Raw genomic sequence first — 22965 nt, forward strand, 5'->3', positions numbered from 1 at the left:
TCGTCGGCCAGGGCCTTGGCCTCGTCGCACGCGGCACGGGCGAGCACGAGGTCCGCGGCCGCGGCGTCCTCGAGCACCCGAGCCTCCCCGGCGACCGCCGCGAGGGCGTCGACGTGCGCGAGGACCGCCGGCAGCAGCCCGGCGGACGCCGTGTCTCCGAGCGCCCGAAGCTCGCCAGCGCCAACAAGCCCGCCCGCCCCCTCGACCACCAACGTGTCAGTCCCAGGGCGCCCTGTAGAACGCGCAACATCTGACAACTCAGAACCCGCCAAGTTGTCAGTCCCAGCGCGCCCTGTAGACCGCGCAACGTCTGACAACTCAGGGGGGAGGTCGGTGATGCCGGCGGCGCCGACGAACTGGGCGGCGGCCGCGCCGACGCGGGTCTGGGCTGCAGCGACCGCGCGCTGCGCCTCGATCCGCATCGCGACCAGCTGGTCCTGGACGCGCTCGTACACCCCGGTCGCGAACACCTTCTGCAGCAGGCCCCGGCGCTTCTCCGGATCCGCGCGCAGGAAGCTCGCGAACTCCCCCTGCGGCAGCACGATCGTCTGCACGAACTGCGTCCGGTCGAGCCCGATCGCGTGCTGGATCTCCAGGCCGGCCTCGTCCAGCCGGGTCGACATCAGCTCACCGTCGGGATCCACCGCCCCGGCGGCGGGATCGGCCGGGGCGGCGTCGGGATCGGCCGCGGCGGCGTCGGGCCCGGCGAGGCGCCACAGCTTGACGGTCGCCTGCTGCTTGGTCGTCCCCGAGCCGCGCTTCTTCGCGCGCAGCCATTCGGGGCTGCGCCGCACCCGGTACGCGCCCGACCCGGTCTCGAAGACCAGGTCCACGAAGGTCTCGGTGTCCTCGTCGGCGAAGCCGGACCGCAGCCGGTCGTCGCTCGCCTCCGCCGAGGCGACCTTGCCGTACAGCGCGAAGACGATGGCGTCGATCAGGGTGGACTTGCCGACGCCGGTGGGTCCCTCCAGCAGATAGAGGCCGGACGCCCCGAGCTGTTCGAAATCGATGGTGTGCCGGCCGACGAACGGTCCGAGCGCCTGCAGGGTGAGGGAGCGCAGGTGCATCAGGCGCTGCGCTCGAGGGCGAGCACGTGCTCGAGCGCGCTGCGCAGCGCGCCGGCCTCGGCGTCGGTCGGCCCGGCCGCGGTGACGTGCTCGACGAACTCGGCGGCCACCTCGAGCGGGTCCCGCGCCGAGGTCACCACGACATGCGCGCGCACGGCCGACGTCGGCGGGCGGTGCTGGACCACCAGCGCGTGCGGGAACCGCTCCCGGACGCGCGCATAGAGCTCCGTCGGGCGCGCCGCGTCGGTGACCGTCACGCGCACCCAGTCCGCGAGGTACGCCTCGCCGGCCGCGCCGAGCAGGTCCGCCAGGGTGCCGGTGACGTCGGCGAGGCGCCGCGGTACGGGCGCCGCGACCAGCCGGGGCTCGCCGACGACGCCGTCCGGGCCGACGTCGACCAGCACGCTCGACTTCACCTGGTGCAGCTCGGAGAACGAGTACGCGAGCGGCGAGCCCGAGTACCGCAGCAGGGTCCCGGCCGGCCCGCCGATCCGCTGCGGTCCGTGCAGGTGCCCGAGCGCGACGTAGTCCATGCCGGCGAACACCCCGGCCGGGACGTGGTCCACGCCGCCCACCCGGATGTCCCGCTCGGACTCGGACGCGGCCCCGCCGAGCACGAACGCGTGCGCGAGCACGACGGCGCGCGGCCGGGCATCCCCCGCCGCGGTGGCGGCGGCGGTCCGGGCCTCGAGGTCGGCGCGGACCCGATCCATCGCGGCACCGGTGACCGCCTCGTGCGACCGCGCGAGCGGGGTGTCCCGGTCCGGGGCCAGCGACCGGCGCACGACGTCGGGGTCCAGGTACGGCAGTCCGTAGACCAGCACAGCGGGCTCGCCGCTCCCCGGCCGAGGGACCAGCGTGACGGGCGAGGCGACATCGGCCACCCGGGTGCGCAGGTGCACCCCGGCGCGCATCAGGCCCGCGCCGAAACCGAGCCGGATCGCCGAGTCGTGGTTGCCGGGCGTGAGCACCACGACCGCGTGCTCGGCGAGGCGCGCGAGGGTCTCGGACAGCAGGGTCACGGCCTCGACGGGCGGCACCGCGCGGTCGTAGATGTCGCCCGCGACGAGCACCGCGTCGACCCCCTCGGTGCGCGTGACCTCGACCAGGTGATCGAGGTAGGCGGCCTGGTGCTCGAGCAGGTCGACGCCGTGCAGGCTCCGCCCCAGGTGCCAGTCGGAGGTGTGCAGAAGGCGCATGCCGAGACGGTAACCCGCCCCACCGACACGCCCCCGCAGCCACTCCGCACCACCCCTCGCCGGCCTCAAGACCCGGCCGCCGAACTCGGAGTTTCAGCCCGAACTCGGACACTGCAGTGTCCGAGTTCGACGCAAGCCTCCGAGTTCGGCGGGGATGGGTGAGGCGGTGTCGGGGGTGGTTAGGCGGGTTGGGGGCGGTAGCGGCCGATGGAGAGGGCGAGGGTGAGCGCGGCTGCGGCGAGGATCGCGATTGCGGGGGCGCCTACGGCGAGGGCGGCTCGCAGGCCCTCGGCGGTGGCCTCCGCCCCGAGCCCGAGCGCGATCACGCCCTGCATCAGGTAAGCGACCAGATAGACGGCCGACAGCGTGCCGGCGCGGTGGTGCGCGGGGGCCTTCGCGCTGATCAGGCTGAGGCCGCCGAGGAAGAGCAGGCTGTAGCCGGCCCCCATCCCGATCGACGCGGCCAGAAACACGCTCAGCGAGCTCTGCGCCGCGGCGACCCCGAGCAACGACATCCCGAGCGCCGTGACGACGCCGCCCAGCACGATTGCCTTGTTCGCCGGCACATTCCTCGCGAGGACCGCGACCACGCCGCCGACGGCGGCGAACACGGTCAACGTCGCGCCGCTGACGAGTGCGTTGTCACTCCCGATGAGGTCGCGTGCGATCTGAGCGCCGAGCGACATCATCACCGCGCCGACGCCGAAAGCCGCCGTCACCGCGACCGCCGAGGTGGTGAAGAGCCCGCGCAGGGCGCGGGGGAGGTGCGGGGCGCGCGGGTGCCAGCGCCCGGTCGCCTCGTCCGGGGTGTGGCGCGGCAGGAACCACGCCGCGCCGAAGACGCCCGCCACGACCACGAGCAGCAGCCAGAAGTCGAGGTGCAAGGGGAAGGGCGCGAACTCGATCAGCCCGCCGCCGACCAGGGTGGCGAGCCCGAGGCCGAGCGCCGTCGCCGCCGTCGTGATCGCGCTCGCGCGCTTCGCCTGGCCCGGCGGGCTGAACTCGACCATCGCGGCGGTCGCGGGGCTCAGCGACAGCCCGACGCCGATTCCCATCAGCGCGCGACCCGCCAGGACCACCCCGACGTTCGGTGCGACAGCGAAGAGCAGCACGCCCAGCATGGAGGAGACGAGGCCGAGCAGGATCGTCGCGCGACGTCCGAGGTAGTCGGACAGGTCGCCGAAGAGCACCAGCACGACAACCAGGGTGGCGGGGTACACCGCGAAGATCCCGGTCGTGACCGTGGGGCTGAGGTGCCACTGCGCGGCGTACAACGGGTAGGTCATGGAGGGTGCTGCGCTGGTCCAGAGCGCGACGGCGGCGACCGCGGCGGCCACCCAGAAGCTGGCTCGTTGCCCAAGTACCTGCATGGAGTCCGCCTTCGATGATCATGCGATTTTGGAACGAACGCTCCAACCTTGCGGATCTCATTTTGGAATGTCAACTCCAAAAAAGGCGTAGGCTCGCACCATGACCGGCACCAGGACGACCCAGGCCGTGGCGCACGAGCCCCGGCTGACCGCGAAGGGGCAGGCGACCCGCGCGCGGATCGTCGGCGTCGCGGCCCGGCTGATCTTCGAGAGCGGGGTCGCCGGGACCAGCATCGAGGACGTGCAGATCGCCGCGGGCGTGAGCGCGTCGCAGCTGTACCACTACTTCGGCGACAAGCAGGGCCTCGTGCGCGCGGTCATCGCACACCGGGCCGACGGCGTCCTCGCCACCCAGCACCTGCTGACCGACCCCCTCGACAGCCTCGACGCGCTCCGGGCCTGGCGCGACCGGATCGTCGAGGTGCAGGTACGGCGGAACTGGCAGGGCGGCTGCGCCCTCGGTTCGCTCGCGAACGAGCTCGCCGATGCGCAACCGGACGCCCGCGCGGACCTGGTGATGGCCTTCGCGCGCTGGGAGGAGCCGATCCGCGCGGGCCTGCGGGCGATGCGCGATCGCGGCGTCCTGCGCGCCGACGCCGATCCGGACCGCCTCGCGGTGGCCCTCCTCACTGCCGTCGAGGGCGGCCTGCTGCTCACCAAGGTCAGGCGGGAGACCGGCCCGCTCGAGATCGCCCTGGACACCGTGCTCGAGCACATCGCGTCCCTGTCAGCGGCCGACGCCCCAGGCTGAGGCACGCGGGCACGGGCAAACGGGGCACGCGGGCGCGGGGGCTCGACGGCGAGGGTCGCTTGGCCGCAACGGGCCCGCTCAGCCCTCCGCGTCGTCGTCGGGCAGGGGCCTGATGCCGTCGACCAGCAGGCGGCGCGGGCCGGGGCCCTGGGCGCTGAGCGCGTCGTCGGGGTTGGCCAGGCGGCAGCTCTTCAGCGACAGGCAGCCGCACCCGATGCAGTCGTTCAGGCTGTCGCGGAGCCGGACGAGCTGCTCGATGCGCGCGTCGAGGTCGCAGTGCCAGATGGCCGACAGGCGGGTCCAGTCGCGTTTGGTCGGGGTGCGGCCGGCGGGGAGGCGGGCCAGCGCGTCGCGGATGTCGGCGAGCGGCAGGCCGACCCGCTGGGACACCCGGATGAAGGCGACCCGGCGGACGACGTCGCGCCGGTAGCGGCGCTGGTTGCCGGTGGTGCGGGTGCTGGCGATCAGGCCCTGCCGCTCGTAGAAGTGCAGCGTCGAGATGGCCACGCCGCTGCGCTGTGCGACCTGGCCGACGGTCAGCCCGACCGCCGGAAGGGCAGTCGGGACGCCGGGGGTGGTGAGCTCGCGAGCCATGCCACGTCAATCTACTTGACCTCAACCATGGTTGAGGCCCGAGGCTGTGTCGGTGCCCCCCGCTAGCCTTGGGAGAACGATGACCACCGCCACGACCGAACCGACTGTCCCCGCCGCCTCGCCGGACCAGCCCCCTCGGCCGACGGCCGCGCGCGCCGTCGGGCCGCTGTCGCCCGAGTACCGCGCGGTGACGATCGGGATGGTCGCGCTCGTCGCGCTGTCCGCGTTCGAGGCACTCGCGGTGACCACCACGATGCCCACCGTCGTCGCCGCGCTCGGCGGGATCGGGCTGTACGCGATGGCGTTCGCCGGGCCGCTCGCGTCCGGCGTGGTCGGCATGGTCGCCGCAGGCGGCTGGGCCGATCGGCGCGGGCCGGCGGCGCCCCTGTTCACGGGGGTCGCGCTGTTCGTTGCCGGACTCGTGATCGCCGGCACCGCCGCGACGATGGGCGTGCTCGTGTCCGGACGGGTCGTGCAGGGCCTCGGGTCCGGGATGCTCACGGTCGCGCTGTACGTCGTGGTCGCGCGGGTGTTCCCCGACGGCTTGCGGGCCCGGGTCTTCGCGCTGTTCGCCGCCGCCTGGGTGCTGCCCTCGGTCGTCGGGCCGCTGATCGCGGGCCTGATCTCCCAGCACCTCGGCTGGCGCTGGGTGTTCCTGTCGGTCCCCGTGCTCGTGGTCCCGGCCGTGCTGATCCTGCGCCCGGCCCTGCGCCGCAGTTCCCAGCCCGACGAGGACCTGCCCGACGACGACGCGCCAGCCGCCCCGGCGGGTTCCTCGCCGGCCCCCTCGGCACCGCCGGCCTCGTCGTTCGACCGGCCGCGACTCCTGCGGGCGCTCGGCGCCGGGACCGGGGTGCTCGCGCTGCACGTCGCCGGGCAGCAGCGGGGCCTCGCGGCGGTGCTGGTCGGCCTGGCCGGCCTCGCGCTGCTCGCCGGAACGGTCCCCGGCCTGCTGCCCCGCGGCACGCTGCGCGCCGCGCGCGGCCTGCCGGCCGTGATCGTGGTGCGCGGGCTGCTCGGGGCGGCGTTCTTCGGGGCGGAGGTGTACCTGCCGCTGCTGTTCACCACCGAGCGGGGGCTCAGCCCTTCGCAGGCGGGCCTCGCGCTGACCGCGGCCGCGCTCACCTGGTCCACCGGCTCCTGGCTGCGCGGACGCTACGACGGGCGGTGGGACGACCGGACGGTGCTGCGGGTCGGCTGCGCCTCGATCGCGCTGGGGGTCGGGTTCGCCGCGCTGGCGATCTGGCCCGCGTTCCCGGTCGCCGCGAGCCTGGCGGGCTGGGGTGCGGCCGGGCTCGGGATGGGCCTGACCTACCCGATGCTCTCGCTGCTCACCCTGCGCCTGTCGGAACCCGAGGAGCAGGGCGTGAACACGTCCGCGCTTCAGCTCAACGAGTCCCTCGCGGCGGCGGCCGTGCTGGCCGCCAGCGGCCCGGTCTTCGCTGCCCTGGTCGCGAACGACGCAACCCCCGCCGCCTACCTCACCTGCTTCGCCGTCTCCGCCCTCCTCGCAGCCACCGCCGCCGCCGTCGCCGGCCGCATCCTCCCCGCCGACACCGGCCGCTGAACGATGAGGTCTTGGCCCTTCGGCTGGCCGGCGAGCTCGATGGCGGGTCGGCCCGTCAATCCCGTGAGTGGCTGGGCTCAGTGCAGCGCTCTGTGGTGAGTGGCCGGGGGGAGTTTCACCCCCCGGCTCTCTCAGAACCGTGCGTGACAGTCTCCCGTCACACGGCTCCCATCGTTGAGCCTGTGGGTAGTGCCCCGAACTTCCAGTGCGCGAACCAGCGCCGGTCGTTCTGGGCTATGTTCGCGAGTTGTATCCGGGCTTGACGTTTGTGCCGACGCAGGTGCTTGTATTTTCGGCACGCCCAGCGCACGAGGATCTCATTGAGGCGTTGGCCGAGGAAGTTGCTCAGCTCGGACTTGTAGAATCGTCCGTAGTAGGTGATCCAACCAGCGACCTTTTGATTGATCATGATCGCTAGTTCTTTGAAGGACAGGTCTGTTCGTCGGCCAATTCTCCATGCTCGGATGTCGGCGCCCATGTGGCGCTTCGCCTGGTTGGAGACGGCCGGGAGGAATCCCGTCTGGCCGGTTCCGTCTTTGGCGAGCACTTTGCGTGGCCGAAAGGTGTACCCCAGGAAGGTGAACTCGCCCGACTCGTCGGGCTTGCGAGGTCGACCCTTCTGGTAGCAGTACACGATCCGTGTCTTGTCCGGATGGAGAGTGAGGCCGAACTCTGCGAGACGCTGTGCGATCGATTCCCAGAGGGAACGTGCCTGGGTCTGGCTGACGCAGTGCACGATGATGTCATCGCAGTAACGCTCGAACGGCACCCCGAGATGGGTGCGGTCCATCCACGCGTCAAACGCGTAGTGCATGAACATGTTCGACAACAACGGGGAGATCGCGGAGCCCTGTGGGGTGCCGCGCTCCGGGACAACCAGGCTTCCGTCTGGTCGTTGAATCGGTGCGGTCAGCCAGCGGCCCACGTACAGGAGAATCCATTTCTCCTGGGTGTGGTGCGCGACTGCCTTGAGGATGGGTTCGTGCGGGACGTTGTCGAAGAATCCCTGGATGTCCATGTCGAGCACCCAGCTCTGCTTCCAGCAACGCTTGCGGGCGACCCCGACCGCGTCCAGTGCCGACCGTCCGGGGCGGTAGCCGTAGGAGTCGGGGTGGAAGATCTTCTCCACCTCGGGCTCCAGCAGCATGGCCACCACCGTCTGGGCGATCCTGTCCGTGACCGTGGGCACTCCCAGGGTGCGCACGCCCTTCCCATCCGACTTCGGGATCTCCACCACGCGCAACGGCGCGGGGAAATAGGTCCCCGAAGACATCCGATTCCAGATCTTGTACAGGTTGTTCTTCTCGTCCTGCGCGAAATCTGCCAGGCTCTGCCGGTCCACGCCGGCAGCACCCTTGTTTGCCTGCACCTTCAAATAGGCTTCCACAACAATCTGCTTCGGTATGTCAAACGACTTACTCGCAAGCCTCGCATCTGCCATCAGATTCCTTCCGTCGCCAGTTGATCTGTCGGTGATGCTCAACAACCCGACCCCTTCGCTCCACCCCCATTACAGGTGCTTCACCGCTACTACGGGTCGGTCCGCCCTCCTGCCCGGTATGCGATATTCGCATTCGTTGCTCTTCACAACTCACGCTTCCTCGTTCACGACCCCGTCAATCACGCGGCCGATGGACCGGGCGAGGAGTTCTACTGTTCCGTGCGAGAGCCTGGTCCGAGATCACGCCACCTATACGCCGGACACCGCCAAGGCAGCATGCAGACTCCACCCCTTGACTTATCCCAGAAGAAGCTGCAGCTTCTGGTTCTGATGCCACTTCCACTTAACGACGCTTCGTCGATGGTTCACTCTCGTTCGTCTGCTCGGACCACACCTGCCACCTCTTCCGGTGACTTTTCCATGACGCTCACCACCACGACTCATTCACCGCAGCAGCTCATGGCGGTTTGGAATCGTCTACTGCCAGACGAATCCGAGGGGCCCACCCTCATCTCTCACACAGCATTGCAATCACAAGATCCCATCTCTACAACAGAACCTCGCTCTCGCATTCAGTACACACGCAGCCCTCTGTGCAGCGAAAGTGCAGTGAATGAGGCGTTTTGGTGCACTCTCGCTGCACAGAGGGCTGCACTGAGGGTGCGCAGGCTGCAAACGTCCGAGTGAGACGCGAGTCTCGGCATTCGGCGCGGAGTTGCCCTCGGTGTCGCGGGGTCGGTGGCGGTCCTTTGAGCGGTCGGTTATGCCTGGGGTGGGGCGGGGGTCCAGGAGTCGACGCGGTGGGCCAGCCACCATTGGCCGATGCGGTGGAAGTCCCGGTCGTACCGCGCGACGCCGAAGCCCAGCCACTTCGTCGGCGCCCGCAGCGCCACCGGCTTCCCGCTCGCCAGGATGAGCTGAACGTCCCACGTGTTGAATTTGCGCCGGCGGTAGAGCACAGCCTGCACATCGCTCCACGGAATGCTCCGACGCCGGAAACCCCGCACCACGGCGAACTCCGGCGTCAGATCAATGCCGCGGGTCCGCAGCCACAATGCTTCGATTGCCATGAGGCAGCCCAGCGACACGAAGAAAAAGTGGGGGGACATCGGCCCGGACCTATCGGGCGCCAACAGGGCAGCATCCGCGAGGAGGGCCGCCGCGGCCACCAACATGGGCAGCCACCCGAAAGGCCTCGTCCGGATCGTGGTCTCGGCCGGCCGGGCGTTGTGCTCGAAGGTCACATGAATCTCATCTCGTGCTCGGTCGATGACGCGCCAGCCCCGCCAGGAATCAGAGAGTATTCCCGCGCGACCCCGCCCAAAACCACGCCTGAGGCGTCAAGTCCGATCGCCGAACTCGGACAATCACGCCGAGCTCGCACACGGCAATGTCCGAGTTCGGCGTCAGATTACGAGTTCGGCGGAGTCGTCGACTCAGGTGGGGGGCTCGGGGTCGGTGACGTCGGCGATGGTGGCGTTGAGGGTTGTCGTCAGGGCGGTGCCGTCCAGGGTCGCGGACACGCCGTGGGCGCCGGCGCCGATCGAGGCCGGGTGGCCCGGGACGCGCTCGTCGGCGATCACCGGCCAGGCGGTCAGGGCGCCGAAGGGGGTGATCGTGCCGCGCTCGTACCCGGTGACGGCCTTGGCGGTCGCGGCGTCGGGCATCGACAGGCGGCTGACGCCGAGCAGCGCCCGCAGCTTGGGCCAGGAGATCGTACGGTCGCCCGGGACGAGGACGAACAGGTAGTCGTCGTCGGCCCGGCGGACCACGATCGTCTTGACGATGCCCGCAGGTGCGATGCCGCGCGCCGCGGCCGCCTCGGCGAGCGAGGCCACCCGCCCGTGCCGGGCCACGGTGTAGTCGACGCCCGCCGCCTCGAGGGCCGCGATGGCCCGGGTCTCCCCATCGGCTGTCATGACCTCACTGTAGGAGCGCCCGTCGAGGTGCCAGCTTGCTGCGCCCGCCGCGGGGTGTGAACATCGCGGAGCCGAAGCGCAGCGGCGCGGTGACACCGGCGGAATACCGTCCGTCGCAGCGGGTTATGTTCTATGCAGATGCATCAATCTGGGGACGGTTCCGCGCCGTCCACAAGTTCTCAGGAGCGCGCATGACCCGTCTCGCCGTCGACGCCTGGGAGGCGCTGCTGCGCGCCCAGATCACGCTGATCAAGGAGTTCGCGGAGGACTTCCGCGGCGAATCGGTCACCATGCCCGAGTACGACGTCCTGTACACCCTGACCGGGTTCCCGACCGGTCGCGCGCGGCTCGGTGAGCTCGCCGAGACGGTGCGCCTCAGCCAGCCCGGGCTCAGCCGCCTGGTGGACCGCATGGAGCTCGAGGGCCTGGTCAGCCGCCTGCGGGACCCGCTCGACGGCCGCGGCACGATCGTCGCACTGACCGACGCCGGCCGCGAGGCCCAGCGGGAGACCGGACGCCGGCACGCCCGCTCGATCGTCGCCCGGGTCGGGTCGGTGCTCACCCCGACCGAGCAGGCCGAGCTCAAGCGCCTGTGCACCAAGCTCCGCCTCACGGTTCCGGCCGAGGTCGACGTCTCGGCCCGGGTCTGACGGCGACTTCCGGGCCTTGGACAACGCCCGCGACCGGCGCTCGCGCGAAAACACGTCGTCGGCGGGCGCCCGGGTCGGGGAGAATGGTCGGTCGTGGGTGAAGGCGAAGCAGGATCACACGGCGGGCAGGTGACCCCGCCCCGCCCGGCGACCGCGGCGCAGCCCGCGAACGCGCCGACGCCCGACGGGCAGGACGCCCCCTCCGGCACCGAGCCGAACCAGCGTGCCCGACGACGTCGCGGCGGGGCTTCACGCGGACGTCGCGGTCGCGCAACCGGGGCGCCGGGCGCCCCGGGGGGCCTCGATACGCAACCGGCCGGAGCGCCGAGCCCGGCCGAGCAAACGCCGGAAGAATCATCAGGACGGACCGAGACCACCCCGGACGACAGGTCGGCTCACCGCGACCGGCCGGCCCGCAACGCCCGGCAACGAGGCGACCGACCGCCCCGCTCCGACCGCACCCCCCGCAACGACACCCCCGAGTCCGCCGACGCGCGGCAGTCCGCCCGGGGGAGCCGCAAGGCGCAGGTGCGCCGCGCCGTCGTCGTCCCGGCGATCACCTACCCGCCGGACCTGCCCGTCTCCGCGCGCCGCGAGGACATCTCCGCGACCATCCGGGACCACCAGGTCGTGATCGTCTCGGGCGAGACCGGGTCCGGCAAGACGACCCAGCTGCCGAAGATCCTGCTCGAGCTCGGGCGGGGGCGCGCCGGGCAGATCGGGCACACCCAGCCGCGGCGGATCGCGGCGCGCACGGTGGCGGAGCGGATCAGCGAGGAGATCGGCACGCCGCTCGGCGAGATCGTCGGGTACCAGGTGCGGTTCACCGACACGTCGTCGGACGCGACGCTCGTGCGGGTGATGACCGACGGGATCCTGCTCGCGCAGATCCAGCGGGACCCGATGCTGCGCGCCTACGACACCCTGATCATCGACGAGGCGCACGAGCGGTCGCTCAACATCGACTTCATCCTCGGCTACCTCACCCGGCTGCTGCCCCAGCGCCCGGACCTCAAGGTCGTCATCACCTCCGCGACTATCGACTCCGCGCGGTTCGCGGAGCACTTCGCCGCGCAGGACGGCACGCCGGCGCCCGTCGTGGAGGTCACCGGCCGCACGTACCCGGTCGAGATCCGCTATCGCCCCCTCTCCCCCGACGCGGAGACCGACGACCCCGACGAGTTGTCTGCCGCAGCGCGCGCCGGGGACCGCGGACGAGCTGACAAGTCGGCGTCCTCCGGGTTGTCAGACGCAGCGCGCGCCAGGGCTGACAAGCGGGCGGCGCAGGAGGACCGCGACCCGCTCACGGCCGTGTGCGAGGCGGTCGACGAGCTGTTCATCGAGGGTCCGGGCGACATCCTGGTGTTCTTCTCGGGCGAACGCGAGATCCGCGACGCCGAGGACGCGCTCATCGGGCACCTCGGCCCGCGCGTCGCCGACCAGCGCCGGCCCGACGCCGTCGAGATCATCCCGCTGTACTCGCGACTGTCGTCCGCCGAGCAGCACAAGGTGTTCGAGCGGCACTCCACCCGCCGGATCGTGCTGGCGACCAACGTCGCCGAGACCTCGCTCACCGTGCCCGGCATCCGGTACGTGATCGACCCGGGCACCGCGCGCATCTCGCGGTTCTCCAAGGCGACCAAGGTGCAGCGGCTGCCGATCGAACCGGTCTCGCAGGCCAGCGCGAACCAGCGCGCCGGGCGCTGCGGGCGCGTCGCGGACGGTATCGCGATCCGGCTGTACTCGCAGGACGACTACGAGTCGCGCCCGGAGTTCACCGAGCCGGAAATTCTGCGCACCTCGCTCGCGGCCGTCATCCTGCAGATGGTCGCCGTCGGCGTCGCCTCCACGCCCGACGACGTCGCCCGCTTCCCCTTCGTCGAGCCCCCCGACACGCGCTCGATCCGCGACGGCGTCCAGCTCCTCACCGAGCTCGGCGCCCTGGAGACGACCCCACCCCCCTCCCCCGCCGCGGACTTGTCAGCCGCAGCGCGGTCCCTGGCGCGCGCACCGGCTGACAACTCGGGGGGCGGCGGCGCGAGCAGCAAGGTGGGGGCGCGGCTGACCGAGGTCGGGCGGGCGCTCGCGCAGCTGCCGATGGACCCGCGGCTCGGGCGGATGATCGTCGAGGGCGGGCGGCGCGGCGTCGCGCGCGAGGTCATGATCATCGCCGCCGCGCTGTCGATCCAGGACCCGCGCGAACGGCCCCTCGAGCAGCGCCAGCAGGCCGACCAGCTGCACGCGCGGTTCGCCGACCCGACGTCGGACTTCCTGACCTACCTGAACCTGTGGGAGCACGTGAAGGACGCCCAGCGCGAGCTGGGCAGCTCGGCGTTCCGGCGCATGTGCCGCTCGGAGCACCTCAACTACATGCGGCTGCGCGAGTGGCAGGACGTCGTGACCCAGCTGCGCGAGATGGCCAAGCCGCTCGGGATCCGCGTCGAGCCGGCCCGCCCGCGGCACACGACCGAGTCGGCGCCCGCGCCGGCCGCCGACGCGACCGCCGCGTCGACCCCGCCCCGCCGCCGCACCGCCCCGGGCGCCGCACAGGCCGTGCTCGCGAGCGACACGGCGGAGACCACCACCCTGCGCTTGGACTGGGACGCGGACAGGATCCACGTCTCGTTGCTGTCCGGCCTGCTCTCCCAGATCGGCATGCAGGAGGCGACCGAGGTCCGCGCCGCCCCGGCGCGCACCAAGAAGCCCGCGACGTCGGCCCGCAAGGGCGCTCGCAACGAGTACCTCGGCGCGCGCGGGGCCCGGTTCGCGATCTTCCCCGGCTCGCCGCTGTCCAAGAAGCCGCCGGCCTGGATCATGGCGGGCGAGCTCGTCGAGACGTCCCGGCTGTGGGGCCGCGACGCCGCGCGGATCCAGCCCGAGTGGGCCGAGGAACTGGCCGCCCACCTGGTCAAACGCACCTACTCCGAGCCCGCCTGGTCGACCAAGCAGGGCGCCGCGATGGCGTCCGAGAAGGTGCTGCTGTACGGGGTGCCGATCGTCAACGGCCGCCGGGTGCTGTACGCGAAGGTCGACCCCGAGCACGCGCGCGAGCTGTTCATCCGGCATGCGCTGGTCGAGGGCGACTGGACCACGCACCACGCGTTCTTCCACGACAACCGCGCGCTGCTCGCCGAGGCGGAGAGCCTCGAGCATCGTGCCCGCCGGCGCGGCCTGGTGGTGGACGACGACGAGCTGTACGCGTTCTACGACGAGCGCGTCCCGGCCGACGTCGTCTCCGCGCGCCACTTCGACACCTGGTGGAAGACCGCGCAGCGCAGCGCGCCGGACCTGCTCACGTTCACCCTCGCGATGCTCGTGCCCGACGCCGTCCGCGGCTCGGTGAGCGAGACCGACTTCCCCTCGAGGTGGCCGCAGGGCGACCTCGAGCTGCCGCTCACGTACCAGTTCGAGCCTGGTACAGATGCCGATGGCGTGACTGTACATATCCCGGTCGTGGTGCTGAACCGGGTCCGGCCGGAGGGCTTCGACTGGATGGTCCCCGGGGTCCGCGAGGAGCTGGTGACCGCGCTGCTGCGGTCCCTCGCCAAGCCGGTGCGGGTCCAGCTGGTGCCCACCCCCGACGTCGCACGGGACGTCGTCGGGTGGATCGACGCGAACCTGCCGAGCTGGGTGGACACCGTCCGCGCGGGCGACATGGCGGGCTCCGTGCACGAGGCGATCGCCGCGGCGGTTCGCGCGCTGCGCGGGGTGGAGATCCCCGACGACGCGTGGGACGACGAGCGGTTGCCCGCCCACCTGCGGATGACGTTCCGGGTGCACGAGGAGCGCGCCGGGCATGCCGTCATGCTCGAGGAGAGCAAGGACCTGCTCTCGCTCCAGCGCCGCCTCGCGGCCCACACCCAGGACGCCGTCCGGGTGGCCGTGCGGTCCGCGGTGCGCGACGCCGTGCGCGAGTCCGGGCGCGCGTCGGCGGCGAAGGCCGCAAAGGCAGCGGGCGGGGCGCAGCCTGGCGGCGCGAAACCGTCCGGCGCCCCGGCTCGGCCCGGCGACGCGACACCGGGCGCGTCCGGGACGGGCGCGTCCGGGACGGGCGCCGGCCCGACGCCGTCGGCCCCCGGGAGCCCCGCGACCGCCGGGCAACCGGCCGTACCCGCCGCCCCCGCGATCGCCGAGCGAACGGGACTGACCACCTGGCCCGCGGATCTGCCCGACGGCCGCATCCCCGTCCTGGTGGAGACCCCCGCCGCGGGCGGCATCATCATCCGCGGGTACCCGGCGCTCGTCGAGGAGCCCGGACCTGCCAGGACGACGACGGTGGCCCTGCGCGTGCTCGCCGACCCGACCGCCCAGGACCGCACCCACCGGCGCGGCCTGCGGCGCCTGCTGCTGCTCGAGACCGGGCTGGCGACGGCCAGGATCACCAGCCGCTGGTCCGGCACCCAGGCGCTCACCCTCGCCGCCAGCCCGTACCGCAGCACCGATGTGCTGGTCGGCGAGGTCCAGCTGGCCGCCGTCGACGCCCTGATCGACGCACACGCCCCGGCCGGGGTGCGCGACGCCGCCGCGTACACCGCACTCCGGGACACGGTGCGCCGCGGCCTCGAGGACATCGTGCACCGGACCGTGACCGATCTCGTCGTCGTGCTGGCCGCGGCACGCGAGCTCGACGGCGCCGTGCGGGCCGCGACGAGCCTCGCCCTGCTGAACACGCTGCAGGACATCCGCGAGCAAGCGGCCGCGCTCGTGCACGACGGCTTCATCGCCGAGACGGGCGCGGCCAGGCTGCCGCACCTCGCGCGGTACCTGCGCGCGGCCAAGTACCGGCTCGCCAAGGCGGCCAGCGACCCAAACCGCGACGCCGAGACGGCCTGGAAGATCCACGACCTCGAGGACACCTACGCGGACGCCCGCAAGAAGGCGGCCCACGCGGCCCCGGACGCCGCGAGGGACACCGCCCTCGCGGAGGTCCGCTGGATGCTCGAGGAGCTGCGGGTCAGCCTGTTCGCCCAGCAGCTCGGGACGCCCGGGCCGGTCTCGGAGAAGCGGATCCGGACCGTTCTCGCGGGCTGAGACCGGCGGTGTCGCACGCCCGGGCCCCGCACGCTCGCGCCGAGCGCTACTCAGTGATGGTGACGGTCGCGCGCGTCCGGGCCGACTCCTGCGCGGCCAGCACGATGCGCAGGGTCCGTAGGCCGACGTGCCCATCCGGCTGCGGCTGCGCACCCGTGCGGACAGCCGAGACGAAGGTCGCCAACAGTGCAGCACCGCGCTGCTCGCCCTGGCCGCCTCGTACCAGGCCCGCGGCGACCAGGTGATCGTGCTCGCACCGCGCACCTCGCCGCTGCGCTCCCTCGCCGGGAGGGCGGGTGTGATCCAGGTGTTCACCAGCGCCGACGTCTCGGCCTCGGCCGAGCTGCGCCCCCGAATGGGATTGAAGGCTCGTTGCTACTTCGAGGCCGGGAGATCACCGGTGTCGCACTCGGCGACGGCGATGTGCTTCGTCAGCGTGACCAGGCTGAGCTCGATACCCGGCCGCGCCGATGCCGCGTGCTCGGCCGGCATCGGATGAACGTCGTCGGTCATGGTGTACCCGCGCCGGACGTACCAGTCCAGCAACGCGGTCCGGGTCGTGATCACAGTCATGCGCATCTCGCGGGCGTCCCAGTCCTGGACGGCCACTCGTTCGGCTTCCGACAACACCTGACGCCCCACGCCCCGAGCCTGCAGCGACGGGTCGACGGCGAACATGCCCACATAGGTGTGGTCGTCCCGGTCCGCCAGGTGACAGCACGCGACGACGCGGCCATCGAGCTCACCGACGAGCACCGCGCTGCGGGGCGACGACACGAGCTTCGCGATCTCGGCCTCGTTGGTTCGGGTACCGGTGAAGAGATCCGCCTCGGTCGTCCAGGATTCTCGGCTGGACTCGCTCCGATAGGTCAGCTCGACGAGCGCGCTCAGAGCCGGGACATCGCTCAGCGTGGCGTTGCGGAAGAACATCTCAGGCATGTGGCTTCGGAGCTCTCTTCGGTGAGGAGTGATGGACGGGGCCCATCGTGCACGCAGAAACGGACCGCCCATCGCCGTCGGCGGCGTGCGGTCCGTTCCCAGACTCCGGGGGACACTACTTGTTGAGTGCCTTGGCCAGCTCCGAGTCGGCCTGCTCGAAGGTGTCCGCGGCGGCGGTGAGGTACTTGCCCAGGCCCTCGAGGCCCTCGACCATCTTCACAGCACCGCTGTCAAACTCGTCGTACGACTCGTCGAACTGCTTGCTCGAGGCGTCGGTCACGTACCCGCCGTTGACGAGTCCCTTGATCATCGTGCGCAGCTCGCCGAGCTTGGAGGTGATGTTTTCCTCGCCGGCGGGTGAGGCGCCTGGATGCGTCGCGCATCTCCTGGTAGGTCACAGTGACGTTAGCCATGGGGAAGTCGTTTGCTGGCCGTGCAGGTCAGCGCCGCAGGTCGCGGCGCGGGAAGGTTCACCTAGGCTCGCTGCCATGGCTGACCGACCCCCACTGCCGCCGTTCGACTCCGCCACCGCGCGTCAGAAGGTGCAAGCCGCCGAGGACGCCTGGAACTCGCGGGACCCCGAACGCGTCTCGCTGGCGTACACGCCGGATTCGGTCTGGCGAAACCGCGACATCTTCCTCACCGGCCGCGCCGCGATCGTCGAGCTGCTCACCGCCAAGTGGCAGCGCGAGCTGGACTACGCGCTGCGCAAGGAGCTCTGGGCCTTCGACGGAGACCGGATCGCGGTCCGTTTCCAGTACGAGAGCCACGACCCGGCCGGGCAGTGGTGGCGCAGCTACGGCAACGAGCTCTGGGAGTTCGACGAGCACGGCCTGATGTCCCGCCGGGAGGCGAGCATCAACGACGTCCGGATCGAGGCCTCCGAACGGCGGATCTTCGGACCGCGCCCGGCCGAGGAGCACGGCCAGAGCTTCCCGCTCGAGTAGGCCCTGCTCCCAGTCCCACCTGCAGTGGGCGGACCCCGGCGCCCGCCGCTCGGTGGGCCGCGTCGGAGGGTCGCTGTACGGTTCACCAGGATTTCACCGGGTTGCCCGACGATTGAGGCCGACGCATGGCTCGCACGAGTGACTCGCTCAGCATCATCCAGGGAAACCATCGGCTCGAGGCGGCCAGGCTGATCGGGCGCAAGTACGCCCTCGTGAGGTTCTCTTGACGACCCCGACCGCCCGCTGCTTCGGCGACGGCGACCCGCTCTACGAGGAGTACCACGACGCCGAGTGGGGCGTCCCGGTCCGCGGCGAGCACGAGCTGTTCGAGCGGGTGAGCCTCGAGGCGTTCCAGTCCGGCCTGTCCTGGATCACGATCCTGCGCAAGCGCCCCGCCTTCCGCGCCGCATTCGGAGACTTCGACCCGCGCGTGGTCGCGGCCTTCGCCGACGACGACGTCGCCCGCCTGCTCACCGACGCCGGCATCGTGCGCAACCGGGCCAAGATTCTCGCCACGATCGCGAACGCCCGGGCGATCCTGACGCTGTGGGACCACGGCCGCACGCTCTCCGAGCTCATCTGGTCCCACGCCCCGGCGGGTTCCCGCCCCCAGCCGACCTCCTTCGAGGGCGTCCCCGCCACGACCGACGAGTCCCGGGCACTCGCCAAAGAGCTCAAGGCGAATGGCTTCCGGTTCGTCGGCCCGACCACCGCCTACGCCTCGATGCAGGCGTGCGGCCTGGTCGACGACCACCTCGCGACCTGCCCGGTCGTCCTGGCCCGGCCGGCTCCGGACCTATGAGGCATCGGTCTCGGGCACGCAAACCGCGCCCGAGACCGTCGCCGCACCGCGATCGACTGCCATCAGCGGACCAACTCCGACGGGCTGCGACTGCTTACCAGGTCTCGTCCGGCTCGAAGTCGTCCACGGGGGCCGCGCGCTGCGCCCGCAGCTCGCTGCGGGAACCGGCCTTCGCCCCGGCGCCGAGGTCGATGTCGGACTTCTCGTCCGCGATGTCGAGGTGGGGGGCCAGGTGCCCGCCGCCGCCGGCCCGGCGACCCTTGCTCGAGCCACCTGCACCGCCGCCACCGCCGCCGCCCATCGGTGCGCCACCACCGGTCGCGGCCCCGCTGCGGGAACCTGCCGCGGTGCCGGAGCCGCCCGCACGCGACCCGGCGCCGGCGCCCTCCGACTCGGTGGTCCCCGACAGACCTGACCCCGCACCGCTGCCGGACGTCCCGCGGCCGAGTCCGCTCGTCGAGCCGCTGCGACTACCGGCAAGACCACCAGCGCCGGCGCCCCCGCGACCGGGACCACCTAACCCGCCTGCGCCCTCTTCACTGCTACGACCCAACACCCCGCTGGTGCCACCGGCACCCGAGGCCGCTCGGGCAGCCCGGGAGCGAGCCAGCGCAACCGCCCCCAACGCGAGGCCGCCGACCGCCACTCCTCCGATGAGCGCTCCACCGATGCCCCGGGCCCCGATGCCACCGATTCCCGAACCGGACTCGGCCCCGGAACCACCGGCCGACTGAGCAAGACTCGCGGCCGCGCCGCCAGCGATACTTCCGCCGCCAGCGATACCCGAGCCGCTGCCCCCAGCCAGCCGAGGTGTGTACCCCGAGCCACCCATCGATGAACTCCAGCCGCCGGCCGCGCCGGAGCCCGTGGAAGGGGTAACGGAATGCGCGGGAGTGATCGCCGTCTCGGCATAGCGGTCGTCGTCGGTGGCCGGGGCGTAGTGCAGGGCGCTCTTTGCGGTGATCATCGAGGCGTTCAGGTTGTTGATGGCCTGGTCCGCGGCGTCCTCGCGTGCCTGCTCGCGCTTGTTGGACAACGCGAGCACCTCCGCTGCCCCGACGTTCACCCCCACAACCGTCCCGACACCCGGGAGCGCGCTCCAATTGGCCGTCTCTTTGGCGACGATGGCCGCCCCCTCCAGAACGCCCACGTCACCGGAGGGCAGCGCCTCGTAGGCCACCTTCGCCTCACGCAGCGCGTTGTGCGCCTTGATGGCGGCGTTGGCCGTCTGGGTCGTCTGGTCCGCGTGCACCTTGACCTTGCGCGACAGGACGACGAAGGTGTCGACCGCGGCGTCCGCCGCGGGGCCGCTCATTCCCAGGTCCCCGGCGATCCGCACCAGCTCGGCGGCGATCGACTCCAGCTCGGCCGCGGTATCGATCACGGACTTGGAGTCCGCGGTCTGCTGGATGAACACCGAGGGCTCCGTCTTCCCGACCAGGCCAAGCAATTCCGAACGCTTCGTCATCTCAACGTCACTTCCCTCGAGGCGGAACTCACGTGACCGACCGGTACAACGCGGGTGGCGCGGGCTGCGCGGTGGTGCGCCGGCGGCGGGACACGACGACCGCGACCACGATCCCGGCCACGCAGACCAGGACGAACACCAGACCACCGAGGATCAGCAACGTCCGCAACGAACCACCTTCACCGTCTGCCGTCTTGGCCGACGGCGCCTTGTTCGCGGCACCTGTGCTCGTCGATGCGGGGGCGCCTACGACGTCGCTGTACGCGGGCTTCGCGTCGGCGTCCTTCCGAAGCAACGGGTTCACATCCGGGTACTTCGTGGGATCCGCGGCCAGCATCGCGGCCACCGACACGCCGCCATACCCCCACTCGTCATTCCGAGCCAGCTGACCCTTGCCCGTCGTGGTGTTCCGCAACAAGGTCTGGATCATCTGGTTCGCGCTCGCCTTAGGGTGCTCCGACCACACCAGGGCCAACACTGCGGACGTGAACGCCGTCGAAACCGAGGAACCATTCGCGAGTGCATACGTGTCCCAGCGGCCGTCGGACCAGGAGAGGACGCGGGTCCAAACACCCGGAGCCACAACCGCAAGCAGCGGATTGGTGACCGCGCTGTCACTGAGGTCGTGATTGATGTCGGAAGCTTCGACCGACACCACACCGTTACCCGACGCCGGCCAGCCCAGGTCCGTTCCCCCGCGGTTGTTCGACGACACAACTACGATCACGCCGGCCCGCTCCGCCCTGCCGATTGCGTCGAGTTTCTCTTTATCTTCGGCGCCGGACAGCGAGACGCTGATGATGTTCGCTCCGTCGGCAACCGCCTGGTCGACACCAGCCGCGAACCCTCCCACACCGGAAAGTTCACATCCACCACCTTCGCCGATCTTTACGGCGTAGTGACGCACGGTCGCTCCGGGCGCAACGCCTCGCACGCCCGGTTGGCCGCCCGTGCCCGCCCCAGTCCCGAGTATCAAGGAGGCGAGTCCAGTCGCGTGCGCAGACGCCTCTGACGTTCCGGTCCCGGGTTGCACGCCCCCCTTTTCGTCCTCGCAGAACGAGTCGGCTCGGGTGATCAGTTTCGCGCCGACGAGGTCGGGGACGGCGGGGTTGATCGGGCCGTCCAGGACGGCGACGGTGATGCCCTTCCCGGTGGTCTGCTTGTGGACCGCGTCGAGGTTGGAGTCGGCGTAGTACCACTGTCCGTCCTGCCCGACCGGGTCCGGATCCGCACTCGCCGGCGCCGCGCCGAGCGCCCCGCCCAGGGTCGCCCCGAGGAGGCCCAGCGCGAGAGTGGCCGCGACGCCGCGGCCAAGACGCGAACCACCGCGTCCTGCGAGTGAACGGCCAGCCGAGTTGTTCATATCAATTCCTTTGGAGGTGCTCATGGGGCGGGCCGGACCCGGTTCGGACGTTGTGCGCGGGGCCGTCGAGGTTCGGCGGCGTGGGCTGGGCGATGCTACGTCTGCGGCGGGACACGACGACCGCAACCACGATCCCGGCCACGCAGACCGGGATGAACAGCAGACCACCGAGAATCAGCAACGTCCGCAACGAGCTGCTCCCGCTTTCCCGCGCACCGCCCGGCGGCGGGTTGGTCACCTCGCCCGCGCTCGTCAGAGTCGAGGCCGGGGCGCCGACGACGTCGCCGTACGCGGGCTTCGCGTCGGCGTCCTTACGCAGCAACGGGTTCCTGCATCGAAGCCGGAGGCGGCGTAGTTCCAAAGCCCGACCTGCCCGGCCGGGTCCGGATTCGCGCTCGCCGGCGTCGCGCCGAGCACCCCGCCCAGCGTCGCCCCAGCACGAGAGTCGCCGCGACGACCCGGCGGACGCGCGCACCGTCCCTCCCGGACGCCAGCCTCAGAACGAACCCCCGCCGCCCCCGAAAGACGCCTGACCGCCCAGTCGTGCCGCCAGGATCGTGGCGCGATCCCCGTAGAGGCTCTGATAACCGAACGGCGCCGGAGCCACCTCCAACCCAGCCGGCTGGGCACCTGAGCCGCCGGCCGCTCCAGCGCCGCCACGCGGCAGGGGCGGCTCGTCCTCGATCCGGTTCGCAAGGATCGTGAGCTTGTCCTGGATGTCCTGATCGGTTCTGGCGAGGCTGTCGGCGCTCTCCTGCAGGCTCACCTGGATCACGCCGACCTTCGTGCGGATCTTGAGCGACGTCTCGTGCAGATCCCCGATCGACCTGGCGTACGACGAGTCGAACTCTCCACAGTGAAAGATCGCGGACCACGCCTGTCTCCCCTGCCGCCTGCGCACCTCGCGCAGCGACTCCGAAATCTTGTCGAGTCGGGTCAGCAGCGACTCCAGCTCGCGCACCCGCACCTTGACGGCCGCCGGTGACAGCTCGACTTCGTTCCCCACGTTCCATGCCCTTCGATCGTCCAACCCGGGTACCGCCGGTGTCGCTTTCGAGCATGGTCGTCACCGCTCGCCCGCAGCGATCCCCAGTAGCGGTCCGTGGTCGCCGTGGCTGGCGCGCTAACCGTAACCGGTGGCGCGCCCCCTGAACGGCCTCCCACCTGCGGCTGGACAGTTGTCCGGCTCGCTCGCCGGTCAGGCCCTGCTCACCCACGACGACGGGGCGAGCCGGCCCGTCACGACGTCGTGCAGGCCCACGCCTGCCTACGCGTACGACCTGTTCAGCCCAGTGCTCATCCCACATGGCGGCGCGGCACTACTCCGGACGCCGGTCCCGGTCTATGCTTTCTGAACCATCCAGAGCGGCTGAGAGACCTGGCTCGATGATGCCGCAGCAACCCCCCTGATTTCTCGAGGGTGTGGGTGCTTCCGCCAGGACCGATGGAGTTGATATGTCTTTAGACGGTTCCAATGGCACCCCGAGCCCGCCACGGCGTGCCGCGATCGACCGTCCGACCGTCTCGTTCGAGCTCTACCCGCCGCGGACCCCGAAGTCGACGGACGCGTTGTACAAGACCATCGAGGCGCTGTCCGGGGCCCGCCCGGACTTCATCTCGGTCACCTACAGCGCGTCCGGCTCGACCCGGCAGACCACCCGCGAGCTCGTCCGGCACCTGATCGCGAGCACGCCGGTCCTGCCGATCGCCCACCTGACCTGCGTGGGGGTCTCCCGCGAGGACGTCAGCGCGGTGATCGAGGAGTTCCTCGACGAGGGCGTGCGCAGCTTCCTTGCGCTGCGCGGCGACCCGCCGGCCGACCACCCGGACTGGCGGCCGAACCCCGCCGGGCTGACG

The 22965-nt window shown here is 71.2% G+C and carries 21 protein-coding genes and 1 riboswitch; of the genes, 8 read left to right on the top strand and 13 right to left on the bottom strand.

Features of this window, described 5'->3' with window-relative positions; all coding sequences use genetic code 11:
• The 3 genes from VIM26_RS03355 to VIM26_RS03365 all read right to left on the bottom strand — a co-directional run.
• On the bottom strand, window positions 1-1067 hold a 1067-nt coding region (locus VIM26_RS03355; protein ID WP_331948916.1), incomplete at its 3' end, for an SMC family ATPase.
• Window positions 1067-2266, bottom strand: coding sequence for an exonuclease SbcCD subunit D (locus tag VIM26_RS03360; protein ID WP_331948917.1), 1200 nt, complete (start codon window positions 2264-2266; stop codon window positions 1067-1069). The genes VIM26_RS03360 and VIM26_RS03355, both read right to left, overlap by 1 nt.
• 179 nt (window positions 2267-2445) lie before the next feature.
• The gene (locus tag VIM26_RS03365) at window positions 2446-3636 is read right to left on the bottom strand and encodes an MFS transporter (RefSeq protein WP_331948918.1); all 1191 of its coding nucleotides are present in this window, start codon (window positions 3634-3636) and stop codon (window positions 2446-2448) included.
• A 100-nt stretch (window positions 3637-3736) separates the two neighbouring features.
• Here VIM26_RS03365 and VIM26_RS03370 point away from each other — a divergent pair, with 100 nt between their 5' ends.
• A complete protein-coding gene (locus tag VIM26_RS03370; protein WP_331948919.1) occupies window positions 3737-4387 on the top strand; it encodes a TetR/AcrR family transcriptional regulator in 651 nt (216 codons plus the stop codon).
• Window positions 4388-4465: 78 nt separating this feature from the next.
• Here the strand turns inward: VIM26_RS03370 and soxR are convergent, their stop codons facing one another.
• Entirely contained in the window at window positions 4466-4981 is a 516-nt protein-coding gene (gene soxR, locus VIM26_RS03375; RefSeq protein ID WP_331948920.1) for a redox-sensitive transcriptional activator SoxR, read from the bottom strand.
• A 79-nt stretch (window positions 4982-5060) separates the two neighbouring features.
• On the opposite strand from soxR, the gene VIM26_RS03380 reads away from it, so the two are divergent.
• Window positions 5061-6548 (top strand): MFS transporter, encoded by a 1488-nt coding sequence (locus tag VIM26_RS03380; protein WP_331948921.1) that lies wholly within the window; start codon window positions 5061-5063, stop codon window positions 6546-6548.
• Between the two features lie 157 nt (window positions 6549-6705).
• On the opposite strand, the gene ltrA is transcribed toward VIM26_RS03380, so the two are convergent.
• The 3 genes from ltrA to VIM26_RS03395 form a co-directional block, all read right to left on the bottom strand.
• Window positions 6706-8031, bottom strand: a complete 1326-nt coding sequence (ltrA, locus tag VIM26_RS03385; protein ID WP_331948922.1) for a group II intron reverse transcriptase/maturase — start codon at window positions 8029-8031, stop codon at window positions 6706-6708.
• A gap of 719 nt (window positions 8032-8750) precedes the next feature.
• The gene (locus VIM26_RS03390) at window positions 8751-9233 is read right to left on the bottom strand and encodes a hypothetical protein (RefSeq protein WP_331948923.1); all 483 of its coding nucleotides are present in this window, start codon (window positions 9231-9233) and stop codon (window positions 8751-8753) included.
• 192 nt (window positions 9234-9425) lie between these two features.
• A complete protein-coding gene (locus VIM26_RS03395; RefSeq protein WP_331948924.1) occupies window positions 9426-9908 on the bottom strand; it encodes a YbaK/EbsC family protein in 483 nt (160 codons plus the stop codon).
• Window positions 9909-10099: 191 nt separating this feature from the next.
• Here VIM26_RS03395 and VIM26_RS03400 point away from each other — a divergent pair, with 191 nt between their 5' ends.
• Together VIM26_RS03400 and VIM26_RS03405 are read left to right on the top strand one after the other, a co-directional pair.
• A complete protein-coding gene (locus VIM26_RS03400; protein ID WP_331948925.1) occupies window positions 10100-10558 on the top strand; it encodes a MarR family winged helix-turn-helix transcriptional regulator in 459 nt (152 codons plus the stop codon).
• Between the two features lie 129 nt (window positions 10559-10687).
• On the top strand, window positions 10688-15589 hold the full coding sequence (locus VIM26_RS03405; RefSeq protein ID WP_414696436.1) for a DUF3418 domain-containing protein: 4902 nt from the start codon (window positions 10688-10690) through the stop codon (window positions 15587-15589).
• Window positions 15590-15964: 375 nt separating this feature from the next.
• Here the strand turns inward: VIM26_RS03405 and VIM26_RS03410 are convergent, their stop codons facing one another.
• Window positions 15965-16528, bottom strand: coding sequence for a GNAT family N-acetyltransferase (locus VIM26_RS03410; RefSeq protein ID WP_331948926.1), 564 nt, complete (start codon window positions 16526-16528; stop codon window positions 15965-15967).
• A gap of 115 nt (window positions 16529-16643) precedes the next feature.
• Window positions 16644-16838: a WXG100 family type VII secretion target gene (locus VIM26_RS03415; RefSeq protein WP_331948927.1), complete on the bottom strand. Its 195-nt coding sequence runs from the start codon at window positions 16836-16838 to the stop codon at window positions 16644-16646.
• 178 nt (window positions 16839-17016) lie between these two features.
• On the opposite strand from VIM26_RS03415, the gene VIM26_RS03420 reads away from it, so the two are divergent.
• Window positions 17017-17475, top strand: a complete 459-nt coding sequence (locus VIM26_RS03420) for a nuclear transport factor 2 family protein (protein ID WP_331948928.1) — start codon at window positions 17017-17019, stop codon at window positions 17473-17475.
• Between the two features lie 223 nt (window positions 17476-17698).
• Window positions 17699-18277, top strand: a complete 579-nt coding sequence (locus VIM26_RS03425) for a DNA-3-methyladenine glycosylase I (RefSeq protein ID WP_331948929.1) — start codon at window positions 17699-17701, stop codon at window positions 18275-18277.
• A gap of 94 nt (window positions 18278-18371) precedes the next feature.
• Here VIM26_RS03425 and VIM26_RS03430 read toward each other — a convergent pair whose 3' ends face one another.
• Window positions 18372-19745 (bottom strand): hypothetical protein, encoded by a 1374-nt coding sequence (locus VIM26_RS03430; protein ID WP_331948930.1) that lies wholly within the window; start codon window positions 19743-19745, stop codon window positions 18372-18374.
• Between the two features lie 28 nt (window positions 19746-19773).
• On the bottom strand, window positions 19774-20886 hold the full coding sequence (locus tag VIM26_RS03435; protein WP_331948935.1) for a S8 family peptidase: 1113 nt from the start codon (window positions 20884-20886) through the stop codon (window positions 19774-19776).
• On the opposite strand from VIM26_RS03435, the gene VIM26_RS03440 reads away from it, so the two are divergent.
• Window positions 20773-21087: a hypothetical protein gene (locus VIM26_RS03440; RefSeq protein WP_331948936.1), complete on the top strand. Its 315-nt coding sequence runs from the start codon at window positions 20773-20775 to the stop codon at window positions 21085-21087. The genes VIM26_RS03435 and VIM26_RS03440 overlap by 114 nt on opposite strands.
• A 22-nt stretch (window positions 21088-21109) precedes the next feature.
• On the opposite strand, the gene VIM26_RS03445 is transcribed toward VIM26_RS03440, so the two are convergent.
• Together VIM26_RS03445 and VIM26_RS03450 are read right to left on the bottom strand one after the other, a co-directional pair.
• Window positions 21110-21430, bottom strand: coding sequence for a hypothetical protein (locus VIM26_RS03445; protein WP_331948931.1), 321 nt, complete (start codon window positions 21428-21430; stop codon window positions 21110-21112).
• 174 nt (window positions 21431-21604) lie between these two features.
• Window positions 21605-22069: a hypothetical protein gene (locus tag VIM26_RS03450; protein WP_331948932.1), complete on the bottom strand. Its 465-nt coding sequence runs from the start codon at window positions 22067-22069 to the stop codon at window positions 21605-21607.
• A 392-nt stretch (window positions 22070-22461) separates the two neighbouring features.
• A riboswitch (SAM riboswitch) is annotated at window positions 22462-22559 on the top strand.
• 4 nt (window positions 22560-22563) lie between these two features.
• Between VIM26_RS03450 and VIM26_RS03455 the strand changes: the two genes are divergently transcribed.
• The coding region (locus VIM26_RS03455) for a methylenetetrahydrofolate reductase (RefSeq protein ID WP_331948933.1) at window positions 22564-22965 on the top strand (402 nt) is incomplete at its 3' end.

It is taken from the genome of Pengzhenrongella sp. (assembly GCF_036565025.1).
In the GTDB taxonomy this organism is placed as follows: domain Bacteria; phylum Actinomycetota; class Actinomycetes; order Actinomycetales; family Cellulomonadaceae; genus Pengzhenrongella.